Source organism: Agromyces protaetiae (assembly GCF_004135405.1).
Lineage (GTDB): Bacteria > Actinomycetota > Actinomycetes > Actinomycetales > Microbacteriaceae > Agromyces > Agromyces protaetiae.
Window position 1 is genome coordinate 1,109,496 of sequence record NZ_CP035491.1, and the last position, 20,470, is coordinate 1,129,965.

Genomic DNA, 20,470 nt, shown 5'->3' on the forward strand with positions numbered 1-20,470 from the left:
CGGATGCCCCGGGGCGCGAGTAGTTTTCGCGCGAATCGAGGTGCGCCCATGAACGACGAATCACCGCGCTACGGCCTCTTCCGCTCCCTCGCGCACCGCCTCGCGGGCGACGACGCCGACCTGCCGTACGAGGGCCGCATCGGCTCGTTCGAGGGCGCGACCGGATGGCTGAATACCGAGCCGCTCACGGCCGAGAGCCTGCGCGGCCGCGTCGTGCTCGTCGACTTCTGGACCTATACGTGCATCAACTGGCTTCGCACCGCACCGTACGTGAAGGCGTGGGACGCCAAGTATCGCGACCACGGCCTCACGATCGTCGGCGTGCACACGCCCGAGTTCGGCTTCGAGTCCGACCACAGGAACGTCGAGGCGCGCACGCGCGCGCTCGGCGTCGAGTACCCCGTCGCGATCGACGACGGCTACCGCGTGTGGGAGTCGTTCGCGAACCACTACTGGCCGGCCGTCTACCTCGCCGACGCCGAGGGGCGCATCCGCTTCCACCACTTCGGCGAGGGCGAGTACGCGATGACCGAGATGGCGATCCAGCGCCTCCTCGTCGACGCGGGCGCGGAGGCCGGTTCGGGCCCGGGCGCCTTCGATCTCGACCTCGTCGACGTCCGCCCCGAGGGACTCGAGGTCGCAGCCGACTGGGTCCACCTCGGCTCGCCCGAGACCTACCTCGGCTACGGGCAGTCGACGGGGTTCGCAGCCGAGGGGCGTTCGCCGCTCGACCTGCCGTACGAGTTCTCGGTGCCGCACCTCTCCCTCAACGAGTGGGGGCTCTCGGGGACCTGGACGGTCGCGCGTCACGCCGTCGGGCTCGACGGACCGACCGGACGCATCGCGTTCCGCTTCCGCGGACGCGACGTCAACCTCGTCATGGGGCCGCGCGTCCCCGGCGCCGAGGTGCCGTTCCAGGTGCTCCTCGACGGCCACCTCGTCGACGAGACGCGCGGCAGCGACCTCGACGCGAACGGCCGCGGGGTGCTCCGCGACCAGAACGTGTACCAGCTCGTGCGGCAGCACGGCGCGATCACCGACCGGATCGTCGAGGTCGAGTTCCTCGAAGCCGGAGCGGAGGCGTACTGCTTCACCTTCGGATGAGCCACACTTGCCTGTGTGACCGTCGTCGACAACGCCATCTACCGCGCGGGCAAGCGGGTGAGCACCCCGACGAGCCTCGAGCAGACCTTCGAGGAGCGCGCCGCCCACCACGGCTTCGCCTGGATCGGGCTCTACCGACCCACCGACGGCGAACTCGACGCCGTCGCCGAGGAGTTCCAGCTCCACGACCTCGCCGTGGAGGACGCCCGCCAGGGACACCAGCGTTCGAAGCTCGAGCGATACGACGACACCCTCTTCGTCGTGCTGCGCCCGGCCCGCTACCTCGACGCGACCGAGACCGTCGAGTTCGGCGAGGTGCACGTCTTCGTCGGCCACGACTTCGCCGTCACCATCCGGCACGCCGAGGCGCCCGATCTCGCCCACGTGCGCAAGCGCCTCGAATCCGAGCCCGAGCTGCTCTCGAAGGGCCCCGAGGCCGTGCTCTACGCGATCCTCGACGAGGTCGTCGACGAGTACCAGCCCGTCGTCGCCGGTCTCGAGAACGACATCGACGAGATCGAGGAGCAGCTCTTCTCGGGCGACCCGGCCGTCACGAAGCGCATCTACGACCTCGCGGGCGAGGTCATGGAGTTCCAGCGCGCCACCCGGCCGATAATCGACATCGTCGCGGGCCTGCAGAAGGGGTTCGACAAGTACGGCATCGACGCCGAGCTGCAGCAGTACCTGCGAGACGTCGGCGACCACGCCATCCGCATCGTCGAGCGCGGCGACGAGTTCAGGCAGGTGCTGCAGAACTCGCTCACCGTGCACGCGACCCTCGTCGCGCAGCGCCAGAACGAGGAGGCGAGGCGCCTCACCGAGACGAGCATCGCGCAGAGCGAGCAGACGAAGAAGATCTCGAGCTGGGCGGCGATCATCTTCGCCCCGTCGCTCATCGCGGGCATCTACGGCATGAACTTCGACCACATGCCAGAGCTCCACTGGGAGTTCGGCTATCCGCTCGCGGTCGCGGGCATGGTCGTGTTCGCCGTCATCCTCTACTTCATCTTCAAGTCGCGGAAATGGTTGTAGCGGGGCGCCCGCTCAGCCGATGAGGCTCGGCCGCAGGTCGCGGAGCGTGCGCGAGTGGGTCATGCGCGTGACGCCGAGGGCGGCCGACAGGAACCCGATGAGAAGGAACCCCGCGAGCACGAGCGCGTCGCCCGCAGCCCTCGACAGGTCGCCGCCGAACATGACCTGCCGCATCGCGTCGACGACATAACTCATCGGCAGGATGTGGTGCAGGAACGCGAGCGGAGCCGGCAACGTCTGCCACGGGAACGTCCCGCCCGCCGTCACGAGCTGCAGCACCATGAGCACGAGCCCCGTGAACTGGCCGACCGAGCCGAGCCACACGTTCAGCGACAAGAGGATCGCCGCGAACGTCGCCGACGCGAGCAGCATGATGCCGAGCGTCAGGATCGGGTGCACCATCGGGAACCCGAGCGTCACCGCGAGCACCGTGAAGAGCGCGGTCATCTGCACAGCGCCGAGGAGCGCCGGCGTGAGCCATCCGGCGAGCGTGACCCGCAGCGGCGAACGCAGCGCCGTGACGGCGCGCTTCGAGACGGGCTTCACGATGAGGAAGAGCGCGTAGATGCCGATCCAGGCGGCGAGGGCTGCGAAGAACGGGGCGAGTCCTGCGCCGTAGCTGCCGGCTCGCGCGGCCGAGCTCGTCGCGACCGAGATGGGGTCGGCAACCGTCGATGCCTGAGCCGCACGGGTCTCGGCCGTCGAATCGGGGATCTGCCCGACGCCGTCGGCGAGACCGTCGCGCAGCGTGCCGGCGCCTGCCGCGAGCTCGTCGAGCCCGTCGCCGAGCGAGCCGAGGCCGTCCCGGAGTTGCGCCGAACCGCTGGCAGCCTTGGCGGCGCCGTCGGCCGCCTGTGCGGCGCCGTCGGCCGCGGTGCGGTTGCCCGCGGCGAGCTGCGCGCTGCCGTCGGCGACCTGGCGGGCGCCTGCCGCGAGGTCGTCGATCTGGCCAACGACCTCCTGCACACGGGCGTCACCCTCGCCGATCCGCGCGGTGAGCGAGTCGAACTGCGCGAGAAGGCCGTCGATCGTCGCCTGGTCGACGCCGCGGTCGGCGAGCGCCGTCGTGAGGTCTTGTCGAACCTGGGGCACGAGTGCCGCCGCATCGCCCACGGCGGCTCCGACCCGGTCGGCGGTCGCCGCGAGCTGCGCGTTGCCGTCGGCGACCTGGGCGGCGCCGTCGGCGAGCTGCGCCGAGGCGTCTGCGAGCTGTGCGGTCCCGTCGCGCAGCTGGGCGGTCCCGGTGGCCAGTTGCGAGTTGCCGTCGGCGAGCTGCGCGGCGCCGTCTCGGAGCTCGCCCGTGCCCGAACGTGCGGCGTCGGCACCGTCGGCGAGCTGCGTCGCGCCGTCGGCCGCCGTGACGAGGCTGCCGCGGATCGTCTGGATCGAGTCGAGGAGGGTCGAAGCAGCCTTCTCGCCGACCGTCTCGGCGACCGTCGCGCGGATCTTCTCGACCGCGCTCGCCCCGATCGACGACCCGAGGGTCGAGTTCGCATCGTTCGTCGTGAGGCGGATCTCCGCGCGCCGGGGCGCGTCGGTGGACACGGAGGCGAGGTCGTCGGAGAAGTCGGCGGGGAAGGTCACCGCGAAGTCGAACGTCGAGTCTTCCAGCCCTGCGCGAGCCTCCGACGCCGAGACCCGCTCCCACGCGAACGCGCCGTCCTCGACGAGCTTGTCGGCGACCTCGTCGCCCACGTTGCGGGCGTCGTCGTACTTCGTCGCGGGCGTACCCTCGTCGTCGACGACGATCGCGGCGGGCACGTCGGCGAACTTCGCGTAGGGGTCCTGGTTCGCCCACAGGTACAGCCCGCCGTAGATCACGGGCACGCCGAGGAGCGAGAAGAGCGCGAGCGCGCCCATCTTGGTCGAGAGGAGCCGACGGAGTTCGGCGAGGATCATCTGGGGAACCTTCATGCGAGTGCTCCTTCCGTGCGGCCCTGGGCCGGGGCATCCGCGTCGTCTTCGTTCTCGGGTGTTTCGTCGTCGTCGCCGGTCTCCGCGTCGACCCCGTCGCCTGCGACCGCGGCTTCGTCAGCGCCCAACCGGCCGAGCATGTCGGCCGCGCCGATCGCCGCCGCCGATGCGTCGCCCGCGACGACGAGCACGGCGTAGCCGCGGTCGGCGAGTCGCTTCGCGAGCGACCACCACACGATGGGGTCGCCTCCGTGGCGGTCGGGGGCGACGATCACGAGCCCCTCGACGTCGTCGCGCAGCACGGCGAGCTCGGTGAGCAGGCGCAGTCGCTCTTCGGGGTCGACGTTGCCGATCGGCACACGCGAAAGATGGCCGAGCCCGAGGTCTGCGAGCCAGTGCGCGACCGAGATCGGGTTGGCCGGGATGCCCGCGAACATGAGCTCTTCGGCGGCGACACCCGCGACGGTGACGTCGGGGGCCGGGTCGCACACGCTCGGCGCGTCGACGAGGGCGATGCGGCGGCGGATGCCGCGCCGGTCGGCCTTGCGGTCGAGGAGCACCTCGCCCGCATCGGGCTTCATGCGCCCCGAGGCGATGAGGCCGAGCACGGTCGGTCGCTGCTCGGTCTCGGCGCACGCGAGCGTCGCGCGGCCCGACTCGAACTCGACGGTGGTCGCGGGCAGCGCCTGGCCGTCGCGGCCCTTCTGGACCGCGCGCAGTTCGATCTTCACGAAAGGACTCCGATGGGGGACGATTCGGGGCCGGCGCCGTTGTCGGTCTGGTCGGTGTCCGTTCGCGCGCCCGAGAACGGCGCATCGAACGGCAGGTCGTACGGACCCGGGTCGCCCGGGTCGTTCTCGCGGGCGCGGAGCGCCGGGGTGGCATCGATGAGGTCGCCCGCCTCGCGCCACGACAGGCCCGCAGTGGCGAGCATCGACAGCATCGCCACCCGTCGGCCTTCGGCGTCGGGCATGCCGGTGCGCGCCGACTCGAGCAGCACGGCGATCGCCGAGCCCTCGACGAGGCGCTCGAGCAGCTCGGGGCGGAGGTCGCCGCGCAGGGTGCCGTCGGCGATGCCCAGCGCGACGACGGCGCCGAGGTGTTCGCGGACGGGTGCGAGTGCGATCGTGACCCGCTCGACGTAGGGCTGGGTGAGCGCCATGCTCGCGAGCAGCCGCACGTGCCCGACGACGCTCCAGAGTCGGGCGCCGAGGAGGGCGATCGCGACGGGCGCCGAGATCTCGGTCGCGGACGGTTCGGCGGCCCGGTTCAGACGCTCGGTGCCGCGTTCGATGAGCGCGAAGACGAGTTCGTCACGGTTGGCGAAGTGGCCGTAGACGGCTCGGCGGGTGAGCCCTGCGGCGGCGGCGATCTGCTCGAGCGACGCGTCGGGCGACTCGGCGAGGCAGAGCGCTGCGGCTCGGATGAGGGATTCGCGATTGGCTGCCGCATCTCGACGAGGGCGGCGGCCCGCGCCGGCGGAGGTCTGCATGTACTCAGTCTACGAACTTGCACACTCATGTGCAAGTTAAATCGCCATTCCGGGTTGGTCCCCTCCCAGGGTTTGTCGGACATCGCCTCGTTCGTCGGACGAAATCGCGCGCAAGTGTCCGACAAACCGCTGAATGTCCGACAAACCGGGGGGGAGAGACGCGAAGAGCGGGCGGATGAATCATCCGCCCGCTCTTCGACACGCGCTCTCTGGGCGCCGAACCCTCAGTCGGTGCCGAGGTCGAACGCTGCCGCCTCGTTCGCCGCGTCGGTCGCGGCCTCGAACTCGGCCTCGGCCTTCGTGACGTCGGGGCCGGCCGCGATCTCGGCCGCCTCGCCCGCGGCGAGGTCGCCGACGAGCGACGCCGTGGCGCCGCCCACGATGCCGAGGTGCGCGTACTGCTCGAGGCGCGCGCGCGAGTCGGCGATGTCGAGGTTGCGCATGGTCAGCTGGCCGATGCGGTCGAGGGGGCCGAAGGCCGCGTCGCCCACGCGCTCCATCGAGAGCTTCTCGGGCTGGTAGCTGAACGCCGGGCCCTGCGTGTTCAGGATCGTGTAGTCGTCGCCGCGGCGCAGGCGCAGCGTGACCTCGCCGGTCACGGCCGAACCCACCCAGCGCTGGATCGACTCGCGCAGCATGAGCGACTGCGGGTCGAGCCACCGGCCCTCGTACATGAGGCGGCCGAGACGACGGCCCTCCTGGTGGTAGTTCGCGATCGTGTCTTCGTTGTGGATCGCGTTCAGCAGCCGCTCGTACGCGATGTGCAGCAGCGCCATGCCCGGCGCCTCGTAGATGCCGCGCGACTTCGCCTCGATGATGCGGTTCTCGATCTGGTCGCTCATGCCGAGGCCGTGGCGCCCGCCGATGCGGTTCGCCTCGAGCACGAGCTCGACGGCATCCGTGAACTCCACGCCGTTGAGCGCGACCGGGCGGCCCTGCTCGAACCGCACCGTGACATCCTCGGCATCGATCGACACGTCGTCGCGCCAGAATGCGACGCCCATGATCGGCTCGACCGTGGGGATGCCCTCGCTGAGCTCCTCGAGCACCTTCGCCTCGTGCGTCGCACCCCAGATGTTCGCGTCGGTCGAGTACGCCTTCTCGGCGCTCGCTCGGTAGGGAAGGTCGCGCGCAGTCAGCCACTCGCTCATCTCTTGACGGCCGCCGAGCTCCTCGACGAACGAGGCGTCGAGCCACGGCTTGTAGATCCGCAGGCGCGGGTTGGCCATGAGGCCGTAGCGGTAGAACCGCTCGATGTCGTTGCCCTTGTAGGTCGAGCCGTCGCCCCAGATGTCGACGCCGTCCTCCATCATCGCGCGCACGAGCAGCGTGCCCGTGACCGCGCGGCCGAGGGGGGTCGTGTTGAAGTACGTCTTGCCCGCCGAGCGGATGTGGAACGCGCCGCACGCGAGGGCGACGAGGCCCTCTTCGACGAGCGCGGCACGGCAGTCGACGAGCCGCGAGAGCTCGGCGCCGTACTGGAGCGCGCGGCCCGGGACGGCCTCGACGTCGGGCTCGTCGGGCTGGCCCAAGTCAGCCGTGTAGGTGCAGGGCACGGCACCCTTCTCGCGCATCCACGCGACGGCCACGGAGGTGTCGAGACCTCCCGAGAAGGCGATGCCGACGCGCTCGCCGACGGGCAGGGAGGTCAAGACTTTGGACATGGCTTCCAGCCTATTCGCTCGCAGCGGCGCGATTGTACAGCGCAGGATGGCTCGGGGCGGATGCCTCGGACGCGGCGCGCCGCACGCGCGACACCGTTCGGGACCCGGTCCCCCCAACCGGATCCCGAACGGGAACTCACGCCTGCCGGCGACGCGACAACGCGACCGCAGCGGCGCCCGCGAGAAGGATCAGCAGGCCGATCGCGAGGATCGGCACCGCGGCGAAGCCGGTCACCGCGGGCGGGACGCCGGGCGTTCGGTGCGTCGTCGTCAGGCACTCGGGCGGCAGCTCCTCGGCCGCCGCAGCGACGACCGCGGACGCGAGCCGCACGACGCCGGTCGACCCGACGGCCGACCTCGCCGCCGGCCCCGCGACCGCGGGGGCGACCGACGGCACAGGCTGGGTGGGCGTGGGCTCCTCGTTCGGCGGCTCGGGCTGCTGCGGCGGCTCGGGCGGCTCGACGCACACCTCCGACCCCGGTGCCGTCACGACGTTCCGGATCGTCACCCCGTGGGCGTCGCCGTCGACCGTCACCCGGTAGGTCAGTGCGGCGCTCACGTCGAGCACGGGAATCTCCCACGTCAACGTCGTGCCGCTCAGGCTCGCGGTTCCCTGGCTCGCGACGATGCTCCCCTCGACGAAGGTCGCGTGGTTGAGCACCTGCGAGAGGTCGTCCGTGATGACGAGGTCCGACGGCGGCTGGAACCCGTCGAAGAGGTCGTACGCCCGGATCGTGTAGGTGATCGTCGTGCCGGGCTGCACCGTACTGCCCGTCGGGGGATCGCTCGACTTCCACACCGTCCACCCGGGGGTCGGTCGTCGTTGACGATCACGCACGTGACCGCCTCGCCGACGCCGATCGTGAGCGTCGCGCCCTCGAGCGTGCCGCCGTCGCACGACCACGTGCCCTCTTCATACCCCTCCGGGGTGCCCGACTCGGAGAGCGTGTACACGCCCGGGTCGACGTCGGCGTTCGTGATCGCCGGGTCTCCCATCACTCCCGAGAGGGTGCGGAGCGTGCCCGTCGCGGTGAGGGTCCAGTCGGTCGGCTCGGCCGTGCCGCCGTGGTCGTTGACGACCTCCTTCTCGAGGGTGAGGGTGCTGCCTGCGAAGGTGTTCGTGAACGTGCAGAGGTCGGCGTCGAGGGGGTTCAAGGTCTCGATCGTCCTCGGCGTCCCCATCGGCGGAGGAAGGATCTCGCACACGAGGCTGGACATGATGTAGCCGGGCGGTGACTCCGGCGGGACCGACTCGGTGATCTCGTACTGGATCCCCGGGCGCACGTTGAACGACGTCCCGAGTTCGGCGTCGCTGCCCGGCACGCTGATGGGGCCGACGCCGGGCGGCAGGGGGAGCGGCCCGACGGGGGTCGCGACGAGGTTCCAGTCAGGCGGGACGCCCGTCCCGCCGATGTCGTTGACGACGACCTTGCGGAGCATCATCGTCGCCGTCTGGTTGATCGCCGTGCACGCCATCCGCTGGCCGATCGGAACGGTCGCGCCGCCGTTGAGGCCGTCGACGGTCGTCGAGATCGGTTCGAGGTCGGCGTCGACGAGGGCGCAGAACATCGAGCCGGTCGACAGCGGGTTGGCCTGGAACGGCGGGGTGCGTCGGTCGATCTGCACGTAGAGGGATGCTTCGCCGGCGGGGTCGAGGGGCGTCTCGGCGAGCTGATAGGTCGCGCCCGGCGTGACGAACGCCCGGGCACCGCTCAGTCCGCTCGGGCCGGGCAGCGCGCCGGTCGGTTCGATCGCGTCGAGGTTCCAGAGGTTCGGGTCGGCGTCGCCGCCCTGCACCTCCTTCAGGAGGATGAGCTCGCTCTGACACGTCACGGTGTTGACGACGGAGACCGTGTTCCGGCCGGCGACGAGGGTGACGTCGTAGTCCGTCTGGGCGGGCGTCGGAATCGCGTTCGGCACGCTCGCGAACTCGGTCACCGCGGGCGGCTCCCCGTTGACCTCGGTCACGACGGAGCTGTCGAGCACGCAGAGGTCGCCTCCGAAGAACACGCCTTCGGCGAGCGCGACGCTGTCGCCGGCCTCGTACCCGGTCTGGGTCACGCCCCAGCCGATGTTCCGCACGGCCGTCGCGCCCGGGTCGAGCGCGACGAGCACGGCGCCGATCTCGGTGGGCTGCGACCCCTGGGCGATCTCCTCGCCGTTGATCACCCAGCTCTTGAAGACGGTCAGGTCCGCGATGGGGTCGGGTGCCCGGTTGTAGACGACGCAACTGACGGATGTCTCGGGCTGCATGTTGAACGTGAACCCCGGCCCGTTCGGGCCGGTCGTGTTCGTGACGGGGATGGTTCTGCCGTCGGGGAACTCTTGCGACTTCTCGGTGCAGACGGCGTTGGAGCCCCCTTGGGTGACGAGTTCGAACCCGGTCTGCTGGGTCTCTTCGATGTTGACGTCCGCGTTGACCACCGCCGGGTCGAACTCGAGCGGGAAGTTCACGGCGCCGGTTCCGTCGTCGGTCGTCGTGAGCGGGTTCTCGAAGCCCGAGATCCCCGGTGCCGTGGAGCCCGTGAACGTCCACCCGGCGCCCGCGTTCGTCGCACCCGTGATGTCTTCCCCGGTCGTGGTCGATGGGACGATCTGCTTGACGACCGAGAGCGAGGGCGTGCAGGCGGCGAACACGAGATCGCGCAAGGCTTGCCCGGCGACGGAGTAGTCGCTGAGCTGGAAGTAGTCGGCCGTCTGGACGTTCTCGAGCGCCGGGTCGAACTTCTCGGGGCCCGAGATCGCCTGCAGATTGAGCGCCGTGATCGCGCCGGCCGAGCCGCTGCCGACGCCGACGGCGAGCACACGCGTCTCGTTGGCTTTGATGGCGTTGGCCGAGAAGATGCCGTTCTCGATCTCGCGCAGGCGGTTGTAGGTCTGCGCGCCCTCGCCCGTGCCGTTCGGGTTCGACGGGCTGGGAGCGACGAGGCTGCCGTACGCGGTCGGGTTGCCGTCGGTGAGGACGATCGCCGCGTCGTAATGGTTCGTGCCGTTCGGGAGGCTGCCCGACAGTGCGGCGGCGAGCATTCCCTGGTCCCAGTTCGTGGCGCCCGTCGTCGTCCAGCCCGCGTACTGGGCCTTGAAGGCCGCAGCTCCGGCCGTCGTCGACACGGCCAGCAGGTCGGGGTTGTTCGGCTGCGTGTTGCGCGACGGCGACACGTTGCTGAACGAGAAGAGCGCCATGCGGCTCGGGGTGCCGGTGAGCGCGTCGGCGAACGTGTTGGCGGCGTTCTTCAGCGCCGTGAGGTTCGCGCCCGTGCCGATCGAGAGCGAGAGGTCGAGGATGAGCGCGATGTTGAGACCGCATCGATCGGGGAGGGGCGGGTTGACGCGCGAGTTCTGCCAGACGCCGCCCGACGCGATGTCGTTGTTGCCGCCCGTGTCGAGCATGAAGTTGATGTTCGAGCGGTAGGTGCTGCCCGCCCGGAGCTGGGTGCCCGTCTGGAATCGGTAGGGCGTCGACGTCGAGGCCGCGCCGGCGTTGTCGCCGGTGCGCAGGGCCGTGTTCATCGTCCATCCGGCGGGGGCGCTGATCTGCTTCACCCAGAAGCGGCGGTCGCAATTGGCGCCGACGCACTGCGTGCCGCTCGTGTTCCGTTGCGTGTCGGGCACGAGGAAGTTGCAGTCCCCGTCGGCGTCCGATTCGCAGACGCCCCAGTCGGGGTCGACCGGGTCGGTCGCGGTCGCGGTCGCGTACAGGCCGAGCTGCACTCCCTCGAGCCCCTCGACCTGTGCGACGAGGATCCGGTCTCCGCCGACCTTCACCGAGATCACGGCGTTGTTGCCCGTGGGCGTCGGCACGGCGGCCTCGGCCGACGGCTGCGGTGAGAGCGGCATCGACACCGCGACGGTGCCGAGGAGGGCCGCCACGACGGCCCAGGCGACGAAACGGATGCGGTGTGCTCGATGCGTGCGTTGAACGGTCAAAACGCAATCCCCCTTGCGGCCCCCGAGAGCGAGCGCGATCCTCCCCGGGACGCGCACGGCCCTTCCTGCATGATCGCGCATGAGGCGCGATTGCGGAAGGGGCCGCCGCTTTCGGCCCCGAGCGGGTACACGCGCGAGCGGACGAGGCGGGGCGTCGTATCCGCTTCTGGCCCCCGCGACCCCGATTGATACCATCGAGTGTGACTCCAGACGGAACACCAGCACAGAACGAGGTCGGCCTTCCCGCCGAACCCGATGTGCGCGAGGCCCTCGACGCGAGCGCACGCGACGCCGTCGCACGCGTCGTGGGGGCGCATCCCGGTTCGCCGCTCGCATGGGCCGAATTGGCCGACCACGCCGATTCCGAGGGCCGCGCCCTCGACGCGTTCGCGTACGCGACCGTCGCCGCGGATCTCGCTCGCGAGCAACTCGCCGCGCGCGGGTGGGAGCCCGGATCATCCGTGCCCTGGGCCGACGAGCCCAACCGCGCCTACCTGCGCGCACTCGACGCCCAGCGGCGCGCCGCCGTCGCCCTCGGCCTCGACGACCGCGCGACGACCGTCGCCGACGAGCTCGCCGCCGCCGACCCCGAGGCTCCCGCCCGCATCGCGAGCGAGTTCACGCCGACCCAGCTCATCACGATCGTGTCGCCGAGCGACGCGTTCGAGCCGACGTACGTCTCCTCCGAGGCATCCGCCTCGACCGAGGCATCCGTCGGCGACCCGATCGCCGCCCCCGACGCGGCCGCCTCGAACGGAGACGACTGACCAATGCCCGCGATCGTACTTGTCGGAGCTCAGTGGGGAGACGAAGGAAAGGGCAAGGCGACCGACCTGCTCGGTCCGCGTCTCGACTACGTCGTGAAGTTCAACGGCGGCAACAACGCCGGCCACACCGTCGTCGTCGGCGACGAGAAGTACGCGCTGCACCTCCTGCCGTCGGGCATCCTGACGCCGGGCGTCACGCCCGTCATCGCGAACGGCGTCGTCGTCGACATCGAGGTGCTCTTCGAAGAGCTCGAGGCGCTGTCGAGCCGCGGCGTGGATGTCTCGCGCCTGCGCATCTCGGCGAACGCCCACGTCATCACGCAGTACCACCGCACGCTCGACAAGGTCACCGAGCGCTTCCTCGGCAAGCGCCAGATCGGCACGACGGGGCGCGGCATCGGCCCGACCTACGCCGACAAGATCAACCGCGTCGGCATCCGCATGCAAGACCTCTTCGACGAGAACATCCTCCGGCAGAAGGTCGAGGGCGCCCTCGACCAGAAGAACCACCTGCTCGTGAAGGTCTACAACCGTCGCGCGATCGGCGTCGACGAGATCGTCGACGAGCTGCTCGCCTACGTCGACCGGCTGCGCCCGATGGTGACCGATACGGCGCTGTTGTTGCACCAGGCGCTCGGCCGCGGCGAGACCGTGCTCTTCGAGGGCGGCCAGGCCACGATGCTCGACGTCGACCACGGCACCTACCCGTTCGTGACCTCGTCGAACGCGACGAGCGGCGGCGCCGTCACGGGCTCGGGCATCGCACCGAACCAGATCGACCGGGTCATCGCGGTCGTGAAGGCGTACACGACGCGCGTCGGGGCGGGCCCGTTCCCGACCGAGCTGTTCGACGAGTGGGGCGACTTCCTGACCGAGCAGGGCCACGAGTTCGGCACGACCACCGGGCGCAAGCGCCGCACGGGCTGGTACGACGCGCCGATCGCGCGCTACGCGTCGCGCATCAACGGCGTCACCGACTTCGTGCTCACCAAGCTCGACGTGCTGACGGGCATCGAGCGCATCCCCGTCGCGGTCGCCTACGACGTCGACGGGCAGCGCTTCGACGAGCTCCCGGTCTCGCAGACGGACTTCCACCACGCGAAGCCGATCTACGAGGAGTTCCCCGGCTGGACCGAAGACATCACGGCCGCGCGCGAGTTCGAAGACCTTCCCGCGAACGCGCAGGCGTACGTGCGCGAGCTCGAGGCGATGAGCGGCTCGCGCATCTCGGCGATCGGCGTCGGCGCCGGCCGCGACGCGATCGTGCAACTGCACGACCTCGTCGACTGATCCGGTCGGCGTGCGGGCGAGGCATCCGCCGGTCTCGAGCCATGGATGCCGCCTTCCGAAGACGGAAGCGCCCGCCGCGCTCATCGTGAGCGGGCGGGCGCCTTGACCGGATCGGCGAGTGCGATTACTCGGTGCCGATCGACTTGTCGATGTTCTCGCGGACGTCGTCGATCTGGTCGGCGAACTTGCCGCCCGTGACCTTGTTCGCGGCGTCGGCGACGCTGCCGATGATCTTGTCGCTGATGTCCTCGGCCTGTTCGCTCTTGAGAACTTCTTCGACCTTGTCCTTGTTCTCTTCGATGAAGTCCTGAGCCTTCTTGGTGATGTCGTCGAGACCAGCCATAAGCCCCCGCCTTTCGTTCTTCGGCGTCTGTTCCGCCGTCCTTGGCGGCTGTTCCGCCCACGTCATCGTATGGCGGTGAGAGGGCCGGGGGAAGAGCCTTGACGTACCGTGGCCGCACATGACGGCGTGGAAGACTTGGACGATGCCAGCGACCCGCCCCGCAGCCGACGAACTCGTCGGCCGACACGTCCGTCTGAGCCCGCTCGACCCCGCCGATTCGCCTGAGCTGTACGCCGCGATCGCCCACCCCGACGTGTTCGCATCGGGATTCGGCGGCGGGCCGGCAGGGCTTCCGCGCGACCTCGCGGTGTTCGAGGCGTTCGCGGCGTCGCAGTTCGTACCCGGGCCGCGCGCACTGCCGTGGACGATTCGGCTCGCGAGCGGACCCGACGCCGGCACGGTCGTCGGCACGACGACCCTCGGCGATCTCGACCTCGCGAACGAGGGCGCCCACATCGGGTGGACGGCGTACGACCCGCGCGTGTGGGCCACCGCGGTGAACCCCGAGGCGAAGCTGCTGCTGCTCGACCTCGCGTTCAGCCACGGCTTCAGCCGCGTGAAGCTGCAGGCCGACTCGCAGAACGCGCGCTCGCGCGCGGCGATCGAGAAGCTCGGTGCGACGTTCGAGGGCGTGCTCCGCCACCACCGTCGCCGGGCCGACCTCAGCTGGCGCGATACGGCGGTGTATTCGATCCTCGTCGAGGAGTGGCCCGGCGTGCGGGCGGGCCTCGAAGCGCGGCTCGCCGCGTGGGACGATCGCGCGGTCGTGCTCGGCGCCCCGTCGGTCGAGTAGCGACGAAGGAGCGTATCGAGACCCGCTACCGCCCCTCGGGCTCGTGCAGCTTCGCGAGGAACGCGTCGGCCGTGCGCGGAGCGCGGGAGCGGTCGAGCCGCGATCCGATGACGGTCACGGCGAACGCGATGGGCACGGTCCAGAGCGCGGGCTGCAGCAGCACGGCTGCGATGGCGGGGGCGGATGTCTCGAGCAGCGGCCCGATGAGGATGGCGCTCCCCGAAAGCACCGCCCCCGTGAGCATGCCCGAGATCGCGCCGCGCGCGGTGAGCCCGCGCCACCAGATGCCGAGCAGGAGCACGGGGCAGAGGGTCGACGCGGTGAACGCGAAGACGAGTCCGACGCTGCCCGCGAGCCCCGATGACGAGGTGCCAAGCGCGACGGCGAGCGGCACGAGGGTCGAGAGCACGGCGGCGATGCGGAAGCCGCGCACGCTTCCGCCGAGGAGGTCTTGGCTGATGACGCCCGCGAGCGAGACGACGAGCCCCGACGACGTCGAGAGGAACGCCGCGAACGCGCCCGCGATGACGAGCGCGCTGAGCAACTGCCCCGGCAGGCCCGGCACGAGCCGGTCGGGGAGCACGATGATGAGCGCATCGGCCTCGCCCGCCGAGGCGAGGTCGGGCGCGAACGCGCGGCCGAGGAACCCGAACGCCGTCGGGAACAGGTAGAAGACGGTGAGCAGCCCGAGCACGATGAGGGTCGTGCGGCGCGCGGCCGGGCCATCCGGATTCGTGTAGAACCGCACGAGCACGTGCGGGAGCCCGAGCGTGCCGAGGAGCAGCGCGACCATGAGCGAGACCGTGCGGTAGACGTCGAGCGACGCGGGGCCGGCCTCGGCGGGGAACGCCTCGGCGGGGGTCAGCGCGGGCGTCGGCGACCCGTCGCCCACGATGATGAGCAGCGCGACGACGGGCACTGCGAGCGCCGTGAGCTTGAGCCAGAACTGGAACGCCTGCACGAACGTGATCGACCGCATGCCGCCCGCCGCGACGACGGCGGCGACGATGATGGCGACCGCGACCGACCCGGCCCACGCGGGCAGGCCCGTCGTGATCCGCACCGTGAGGGCCGCGCCCTGCAACTGCGGCACGATGTAGAACCAGCCGACGACGATGACGAGGACGCTCGTGACGCGCCGCGCTCCGCGCGAGTCGAGCCTCGCCTCGGTGAAGTCGGGGATCGTGTAGGCGCCCGAGCGGCGAAGCGGCGCTGCGACGAAGAGCAGGAGCATGAGGTAGCCCGCCGTGTACCCGATCGGGAACCACAGGCCACCCGACCCCGTGAGCAGGATGAGCCCGGCGACGCCGAGGAACGACGCCGCCGAGAGGTATTCGCCGCCGATCGCCGACGCGTTCCACCACGGCTTCACCGTGCGGCTCGCGACGTAGAAGTCGCTCGTCGTGCGCGAGACGCGGAGTCCGTAGAAGCCGATGAGCGCCGACACGACGGCGACGCCCGCGATCGCCGCATACCCGATCGCGGCGTTCACGAGTCCCCCGCGAGCGACCGGTAGCGCGACTCGTTCCGGGTCGCCGCGCGCACGTACAGCCACGCGACCGCGAGGGCGAGCGGGTAGACGCCGACCCCCAGGAGGAGCCACGACACCGGCACGCCCGCGAGGAACGTCTCGTCGAGTGCCGGAGTCGCGACGATCGCGACGACGAACACGGCCGTCGCGCCGACGAACGCGAGCGCGCACGCGAGCGCGAGCCGCAACTGCGAGCGGATGAGCGAGCGCACGTAGACGGCGTGGATGTCGGTCGGGTCGGTCGTCGGCGCAGGTTCGGAGGCGATGGATGCCGCGCCCGCGCGCGGTGCCGTCACCCGCACGCGTGCGGGCGGGACATCCGCCGGCTTCTCCTCGTCGCTCACGGCCGCGCCCGCAGCGTCGTCGAGTCGAGCCGCTCGCGGAGCCCCGGCAGCAGCCGTCGGCTGACCGGCAGCTCGGCGCCGCCGACCGAGACGCTCGCGTGGTCGCCGCCGAGGCGCACGCGCGAGACGTGCCCGAGCGCCACGAGGTACGACCGGTGGATGCGCACGAACCCCGCATCGGCCCACTGCCGTTCGAGGTCGGCCATCGGCACGCGCACGAGGTAGCTCGCCTCTTCGGTGTGGAGGCGCGCGTAGTCGCCCTGCGCCTGCACGTACCGCACGTCGTCGCGGCGGATCATCCGCGTCGTCCCGCCGAGCGTGACCGCGATGACCTCGGGCTGGATCGTGGGCGTCGGCGCGGTCGTCGTCGGCACCTTGAGCGCCTCGACGATGCGCGTGACCGAGCGGTGGAGGCGCTCGGTGCGCACGGGTTTCAAGAGGTAGTCGACGGCGGCGAGGTCGAACGCCTCGAGGGCGCCCTCCTCGTCGGCGGTCACGAACACGAGCGCGGGGCTCCGCTCGAACCGCTGCAGCGCACGGGCGAGGTCGAAGCCGTTGAGGCCCGGCATGTGGATGTCGAGGAAGGCGGCGTCGACCGACTCGCGGGTCAGCAGGCGAATCGCCTCGGACCCCGAGTTCGCGAGATGGATGACTCCGATGCGCGGGTCTTGGCGGAGGAGGAAGGCGAGTTCGTCGACCGCGGGCTGCTCGTCGTCGGCGATGAGCACGGAGATCATCGGTCTCTCCCTTCTTCTCGCCCGAGATCGCGGCCCGGCTGCGACTTCGGCACGCGCATCCGCACGAGCGTACCCGCCCCGACGTTCGTCTCGACGACGAGGCCGAACTCGTCCCCGTAGACCTGCCGGAGCCGCGCGTCGACGTTCCGCAGGCCGACGTGCTCTCCGGGGTTCCCGCCCGCGAGCACCCGGCCGAGCACCTCGGGGTCGATGCCGACGCCGTCGTCCTCCACCGACAGCTCGGCGAGCGCCCCGAGGTCTTGCGCCGTGATCGTGATGCGCCCGCCGCCCTCTTTGCCCTCGAGCCCGTGCCGTACGGCGTTCTCGACGAGCGGTTGGATCGACAGGAACGGCACGACCGTCGAGAGCACCTCGGGCGCGATCTGCAGGGTGACCTTGAGCCGGTCGCCGAAGCGCGCCCGCTCGAGCCGAAGGTAGCTGTCGATCGACCGCAGCTCTTCGGCGACCGTCGTGAAGTCGCCGTGGCGGCGGAACGAGTACCGCGTGAAGTCGGCGAACTCGAGCACGAGCTCGCGCGCTTGCGCGGGGTCGGTGTTGATGAACGACGCGATCGCGTTGAGCGAGTTGTAGATGAAGTGCGGGCTGATCTGCGCGCGCAGCGCGCGCACCTCGGCCTCGGCGAGGGCCGCCCGACTCGCGTCGAGCTCCCCGAGCTCGACCTGCGCGGCCACCCAGTCGGCGACCTCGCCCGTCGCCCGCACGAGCCCCGCGCGCACGGTCGGCTCGAAGGCGACGACCGCGCCGACCGGGCGCTTGCCGACGAGCACGGGTGCGGCCGCGGCATCCGTCTCGTGGTCTCCCGTCGCGAGACCGCGACGGACCTGCGGGCGACCCGACTGCGCGACCTCGGCCGCGATCGCGGCGGCCGCCGATCGCACCGAGTCGTCGCCGTCGACCGCGACCCCGCCCGACAGGTCGACGAGTGCGACGCTCCGCGCGCCGAGCAGCGCGCGCAGATGCTTGACGGCACGAGCCGCCTCGGGCTCCTCGAGCCCCCCGCGGAGGTGCGCAGCGGCCCGCGACGCGAGGTGCAGTGTGCGATACGTCGCCCGCTCCTCGTCGGTGCCGAGGTCGCGGTTCGCGAGCACGAGCCGGCGCAGCAGCACGACGACGCCGACCGCGAGCGCCCCCGCGACCACGCCGACCGCGGCTGCGAGCAGCATCGACTCGGGCATGCACCCAAAGGTAGCCGTCGTTCATCGCCCGCCGCTCGCCATTCGTCGCACGGAACCCACCGTTCGGCGACGACGAGCGGCGCCCGCCCGCGGCCCGACCCCGCCGTCGCCACGATGAGTGCACTGCACGCAAGGAAGCGCGCGCAGCGGCGAGGCCGCCGCCCCGCCGAGACCCCCCTCGAAGGAGACGCCATGGGCAACGATGCCCTGAACGCGGAGCGGTCGACGCTCGAAGCCGTCGACTACCGCGCGGTCCAACAGTCGCCGGAGTTCCAGAAGCTCCGGCGCACCCACCGGGGCTTCGTGTTCCCGGTGCTCGCCGCCTGCCTCGTCTGGTATCTCGCCTACGTGCTGCTCGCGATCTACGCGCACGACTTCATGTCGACGCGCGTGTTCGGCAGCGTCAACCTCGCGATGATCCTCGGCCTCGCCCAGGTCGTCACGACGTTCGCGGTCACCACCTGGTACGTGAGCTTCGCGAACCGCAAGCTCGACCCGCAGGCCGAACTCCTGCGGGACGAGATCGAGTCGGGCGAGTTCGTCGCCGGCGCCCGTGAAGGCGCCGCCGCGACATCCGCCGCTACTGAAGGGGCCACCCGCTGATGCTGCACTTCGAAGCCGCGACCACTTCGCCCGGCGAGCCCTGGCTCAACATCGCCATCTTCGCCGCGTTCGTCGCGATCACGATGGTCATCGTGTTCCGTGCGAGCCGGAACAACAAGACCGCCGCCGACTACTACGCCGCCGGCCGTTCGTTCACCGGTGGACAGAACGGTTCCGCGATCGCCGGCGACTATCTGTCGGCGGCATCCTTCCTCGGCATCGTGGGGGCGATCGCCGTGACCGGCTACGACGGGTTCCTCTACTCGATCGGCTTCCTCGTGGCCTGGCTCGTCGCACTGCTCCTCGTCGCGGAGCTGCTCCGCAACACGGGACGCTTCACGATGGCCGACGTGCTGTCGTTCCGACTCAAGCAGAAGCCCGTCCGCATCGCGGCCGCGACGACGACCCTCGTCGTGTGCTTCTTCTACCTGCTCGCGCAGATGGCCGGCGCGGGCGGCCTCGTGTCGCTGCTCCTCGGCATCACCGACACCCTCGGGCAATCGCTCGTCATCACCGTCGTGGGCGCGCTCATGATCCTCTACGTGCTCATCGGCGGCATGAAGGGCACGACCTGGGTGCAGATCATCAAGGCGATCCTGCTCATCGTCGGCGCCGGCGTCATGACGGTCTGGGTGCTCGCGATCAACGGGTTCGACTTCTCGGCGCTCCTCGACAAGGCGGTCGCGGTGGCCGAGAACCCCGCGATCCTCGACCCGGGCCTCAAGTACGGCGTCTCGGATGTCTCGAAGATCGACTTCGTCTCGCTCGGCCTCGCGCTCGTGCTCGGCACCGCGGCCCTGCCCCACGTGCTCATGCGCTTCTACACGGTGCCCACCGCGAAGGAGGCCCGCAAGTCGGTCGTCTGGGCGATCTGGCTCATCGGCATCTTCTACGTGTTCACGCTCGTGCTCGGCTACGGCGCGGCGGCACTCGTCGGCCCGTCGGTCATCGCCGCGGCCCCCGGCGGCCCGAACTCGGCGGCCCCGCTGCTCGCGTTCGAACTCGGCGGACCGCTGCTCCTCGGCCTCATCTCGGCGATCGCGTTCGCGACGATCCTCGCGGTCGTCGCCGGACTCACGATCACGGCCGCCGCGAGCTTCGCGCACGACATCTACGCGTCGGTCGTGAAGAAGGGCAAGCCCGAGCCCGGCTCCGAGGTCAAGGTCGCCCGTCGCACGGTCGTCATCATCGGCATCGTCGCGATCATCGGCGGCATCGGCGCGAACGGCCAGAACGTGGCCTTCCTCGTCGCCCTCGCCTTCGCCGTCGCGGCCTCGGCCAACCTGCCGACGATCGTCTACTCGCTGTTCTGGAAGCGCTTCACGACGAAGGGCGCGCTCTGGAGCATGTACGGCGGCCTCGCGTCGGCGATCATCCTGATCGTCTTCTCGCCGGTCGTGTCGGGCTCGGTCACTTCGATGCTGAAGACCGAAGACATCGACTTCGCGTTCTTCCCGCTGTCGAACCCCGGCATCGTCTCGATCCCGCTCGCGTTCCTCCTCGGCTGGCTCGGCACGGTCCTCGACAAGGGCAAGGAGGACCCCGCCAAGGAAGCCGAGATGGAGGTCCGGTCGCTCACCGGCGTGGGCGCAGAGAAGGCGGTGCAGCACTGAGCGTGCGCGCACTCGTCTGAGTCTTCGGCCCGGCAGGAAATCGCCTGCCTCGACCGGGTCGGAACGCAGAGGGGCGGTGGCGGGGGCCACCGCCCTTTCTGCATGCGTTCGAGGCATCCG

17 protein-coding genes and 1 pseudogene are annotated in these 20,470 nt (G+C 70.6%); 7 read left to right on the forward strand and 11 right to left on the reverse strand.

Features of this window, described 5'->3' with window-relative positions:
* Positions 1-48 precede the first annotated feature (48 nt).
* Positions 49-1,104 carry a thioredoxin family protein gene (locus ET445_RS05155; protein ID WP_129189438.1) on the forward strand — a complete coding sequence of 352 codons (1,056 nt, stop codon included), beginning with the start codon at positions 49-51 and terminating at the stop codon, positions 1,102-1,104.
* Positions 1,105-1,119: 15 nt separating this feature from the next.
* On the forward strand, positions 1,120-2,136 hold the full coding sequence (locus tag ET445_RS05160; RefSeq protein ID WP_129189440.1) for a magnesium and cobalt transport protein CorA: 1,017 nt from the start codon (positions 1,120-1,122) through the stop codon (positions 2,134-2,136).
* Positions 2,137-2,148: 12 nt separating this feature from the next.
* Here the strand turns inward: ET445_RS05160 and ET445_RS05165 are convergent, their stop codons facing one another.
* The 6 genes and pseudogenes from ET445_RS05165 to ET445_RS18425 form a co-directional block, all read right to left on the reverse strand.
* Positions 2,149-4,050, reverse strand: a complete 1,902-nt coding sequence (locus ET445_RS05165; protein WP_129189442.1) for a YhgE/Pip family protein — start codon at positions 4,048-4,050, stop codon at positions 2,149-2,151.
* Entirely contained in the window at positions 4,047-4,781 is a 735-nt protein-coding gene (locus tag ET445_RS05170; protein WP_208008551.1) for a hypothetical protein, read from the reverse strand. The genes ET445_RS05165 and ET445_RS05170 overlap by 4 nt, the downstream gene beginning before the upstream one ends.
* The gene (locus tag ET445_RS05175; protein ID WP_129189444.1) at positions 4,778-5,542 is read right to left on the reverse strand and encodes a TetR/AcrR family transcriptional regulator; all 765 of its coding nucleotides are present in this window, start codon (positions 5,540-5,542) and stop codon (positions 4,778-4,780) included. The genes ET445_RS05170 and ET445_RS05175 overlap by 4 nt, the downstream gene beginning before the upstream one ends.
* 224 nt (positions 5,543-5,766) lie before the next feature.
* Entirely contained in the window at positions 5,767-7,206 is a 1,440-nt protein-coding gene (argG, locus tag ET445_RS05180; protein ID WP_129189446.1) for an argininosuccinate synthase, read from the reverse strand.
* A gap of 136 nt (positions 7,207-7,342) precedes the next feature.
* Positions 7,343-7,969, reverse strand: a complete 627-nt coding sequence (locus tag ET445_RS18715; RefSeq protein ID WP_243695338.1) for a DUF7927 domain-containing protein — start codon at positions 7,967-7,969, stop codon at positions 7,343-7,345.
* A 125-nt stretch (positions 7,970-8,094) separates the two neighbouring features.
* Positions 8,095-11,328, reverse strand: a pseudogene (locus tag ET445_RS18425) (hypothetical protein); the annotation flags it as partial.
* A 5-nt stretch (positions 11,329-11,333) separates the two neighbouring features.
* Between ET445_RS18425 and ET445_RS05190 the strand changes: the two are divergent.
* On the forward strand, positions 11,334-11,900 hold the full coding sequence (locus tag ET445_RS05190) for a DUF3151 family protein (protein ID WP_165314299.1): 567 nt from the start codon (positions 11,334-11,336) through the stop codon (positions 11,898-11,900).
* A gap of 3 nt (positions 11,901-11,903) precedes the next feature.
* Entirely contained in the window at positions 11,904-13,190 is a 1,287-nt protein-coding gene (locus tag ET445_RS05195) for an adenylosuccinate synthase (RefSeq protein WP_129189452.1), read from the forward strand.
* 124 nt (positions 13,191-13,314) lie between these two features.
* On the opposite strand, the gene ET445_RS05200 is transcribed toward ET445_RS05195, so the two are convergent.
* Complete coding sequence (locus ET445_RS05200; protein WP_129189454.1) at positions 13,315-13,533, reverse strand: antitoxin; 219 nt, start codon at positions 13,531-13,533, stop codon at positions 13,315-13,317.
* A 142-nt stretch (positions 13,534-13,675) separates the two neighbouring features.
* On the opposite strand from ET445_RS05200, the gene ET445_RS05205 reads away from it, so the two are divergent.
* The gene (locus tag ET445_RS05205) at positions 13,676-14,326 is read left to right on the forward strand and encodes a GNAT family N-acetyltransferase (protein ID WP_129189456.1); all 651 of its coding nucleotides are present in this window, start codon (positions 13,676-13,678) and stop codon (positions 14,324-14,326) included.
* Between the two features lie 25 nt (positions 14,327-14,351).
* Here the strand turns inward: ET445_RS05205 and ET445_RS05210 are convergent, their stop codons facing one another.
* Genes ET445_RS05210 through ET445_RS05225 form a run of 4 tightly spaced genes read right to left on the reverse strand, consistent with a single transcriptional unit; the run spans position 14,352 to position 18,134 of the window.
* Entirely contained in the window at positions 14,352-15,818 is a 1,467-nt protein-coding gene (locus ET445_RS05210; RefSeq protein ID WP_129189458.1) for a sodium/solute symporter, read from the reverse strand.
* Positions 15,815-16,201, reverse strand: a complete 387-nt coding sequence (locus ET445_RS05215; RefSeq protein ID WP_129189460.1) for a DUF485 domain-containing protein — start codon at positions 16,199-16,201, stop codon at positions 15,815-15,817. Before ET445_RS05215 ends, ET445_RS05210 begins: the two co-directional genes overlap by 4 nt.
* Positions 16,198-16,938: a LytR/AlgR family response regulator transcription factor gene (locus ET445_RS05220; protein ID WP_129189462.1), complete on the reverse strand. Its 741-nt coding sequence runs from the start codon at positions 16,936-16,938 to the stop codon at positions 16,198-16,200. The genes ET445_RS05215 and ET445_RS05220 overlap by 4 nt, the downstream gene beginning before the upstream one ends.
* Positions 16,935-18,134 carry a sensor histidine kinase gene (locus ET445_RS05225; RefSeq protein ID WP_129189464.1) on the reverse strand — a complete coding sequence of 400 codons (1,200 nt, stop codon included), beginning with the start codon at positions 18,132-18,134 and terminating at the stop codon, positions 16,935-16,937. The genes ET445_RS05220 and ET445_RS05225 overlap by 4 nt, the downstream gene beginning before the upstream one ends.
* Before the next feature lie 192 nt (positions 18,135-18,326).
* Here ET445_RS05225 and ET445_RS05230 point away from each other — a divergent pair, with 192 nt between their 5' ends.
* Together ET445_RS05230 and ET445_RS05235 are read left to right on the forward strand one after the other, a co-directional pair.
* Positions 18,327-18,737: a DUF485 domain-containing protein gene (locus ET445_RS05230; RefSeq protein WP_129189471.1), complete on the forward strand. Its 411-nt coding sequence runs from the start codon at positions 18,327-18,329 to the stop codon at positions 18,735-18,737.
* Positions 18,737-20,350: a solute symporter family protein gene (locus ET445_RS05235; RefSeq protein WP_129189473.1), complete on the forward strand. Its 1,614-nt coding sequence runs from the start codon at positions 18,737-18,739 to the stop codon at positions 20,348-20,350. Before ET445_RS05230 ends, ET445_RS05235 begins: the two co-directional genes overlap by 1 nt.
* Positions 20,351-20,470 lie beyond the last annotated feature (120 nt).

Bases quoted from the DNA above. Each gene is read 5' to 3' on its own strand.
- argG (WP_129189446.1), bottom strand. From the start codon at position 7,206: ATGTCCAAAGTCTTGACCTCCCTGCCCGTCGGCGAGCGCGTCGGCATC.
- ET445_RS05175 (WP_129189444.1), bottom strand. From the start codon at position 5,542: ATGCAGACCTCCGCCGGCGCGGGCCGCCGCCCTCGTCGAGATGCGGCA.
- ET445_RS05205 (WP_129189456.1), top strand. From the start codon at position 13,676: ATGCCAGCGACCCGCCCCGCAGCCGACGAACTCGTCGGCCGACACGTC.
- ET445_RS05195 (WP_129189452.1), top strand. From the start codon at position 11,904: ATGCCCGCGATCGTACTTGTCGGAGCTCAGTGGGGAGACGAAGGAAAG.
- ET445_RS05200 (WP_129189454.1), bottom strand. From the start codon at position 13,533: ATGGCTGGTCTCGACGACATCACCAAGAAGGCTCAGGACTTCATCGAA.
- ET445_RS05235 (WP_129189473.1), top strand. From the start codon at position 18,737: ATGCTGCACTTCGAAGCCGCGACCACTTCGCCCGGCGAGCCCTGGCTC.
- ET445_RS05225 (WP_129189464.1), bottom strand. From the start codon at position 18,134: ATGCCCGAGTCGATGCTGCTCGCAGCCGCGGTCGGCGTGGTCGCGGGG.
- ET445_RS05165 (WP_129189442.1), bottom strand. From the start codon at position 4,050: ATGAAGGTTCCCCAGATGATCCTCGCCGAACTCCGTCGGCTCCTCTCG.
- ET445_RS05230 (WP_129189471.1), top strand. From the start codon at position 18,327: ATGGGCAACGATGCCCTGAACGCGGAGCGGTCGACGCTCGAAGCCGTC.
- ET445_RS05155 (WP_129189438.1), top strand. From the start codon at position 49: ATGAACGACGAATCACCGCGCTACGGCCTCTTCCGCTCCCTCGCGCAC.
- ET445_RS05220 (WP_129189462.1), bottom strand. From the start codon at position 16,938: ATGATCTCCGTGCTCATCGCCGACGACGAGCAGCCCGCGGTCGACGAA.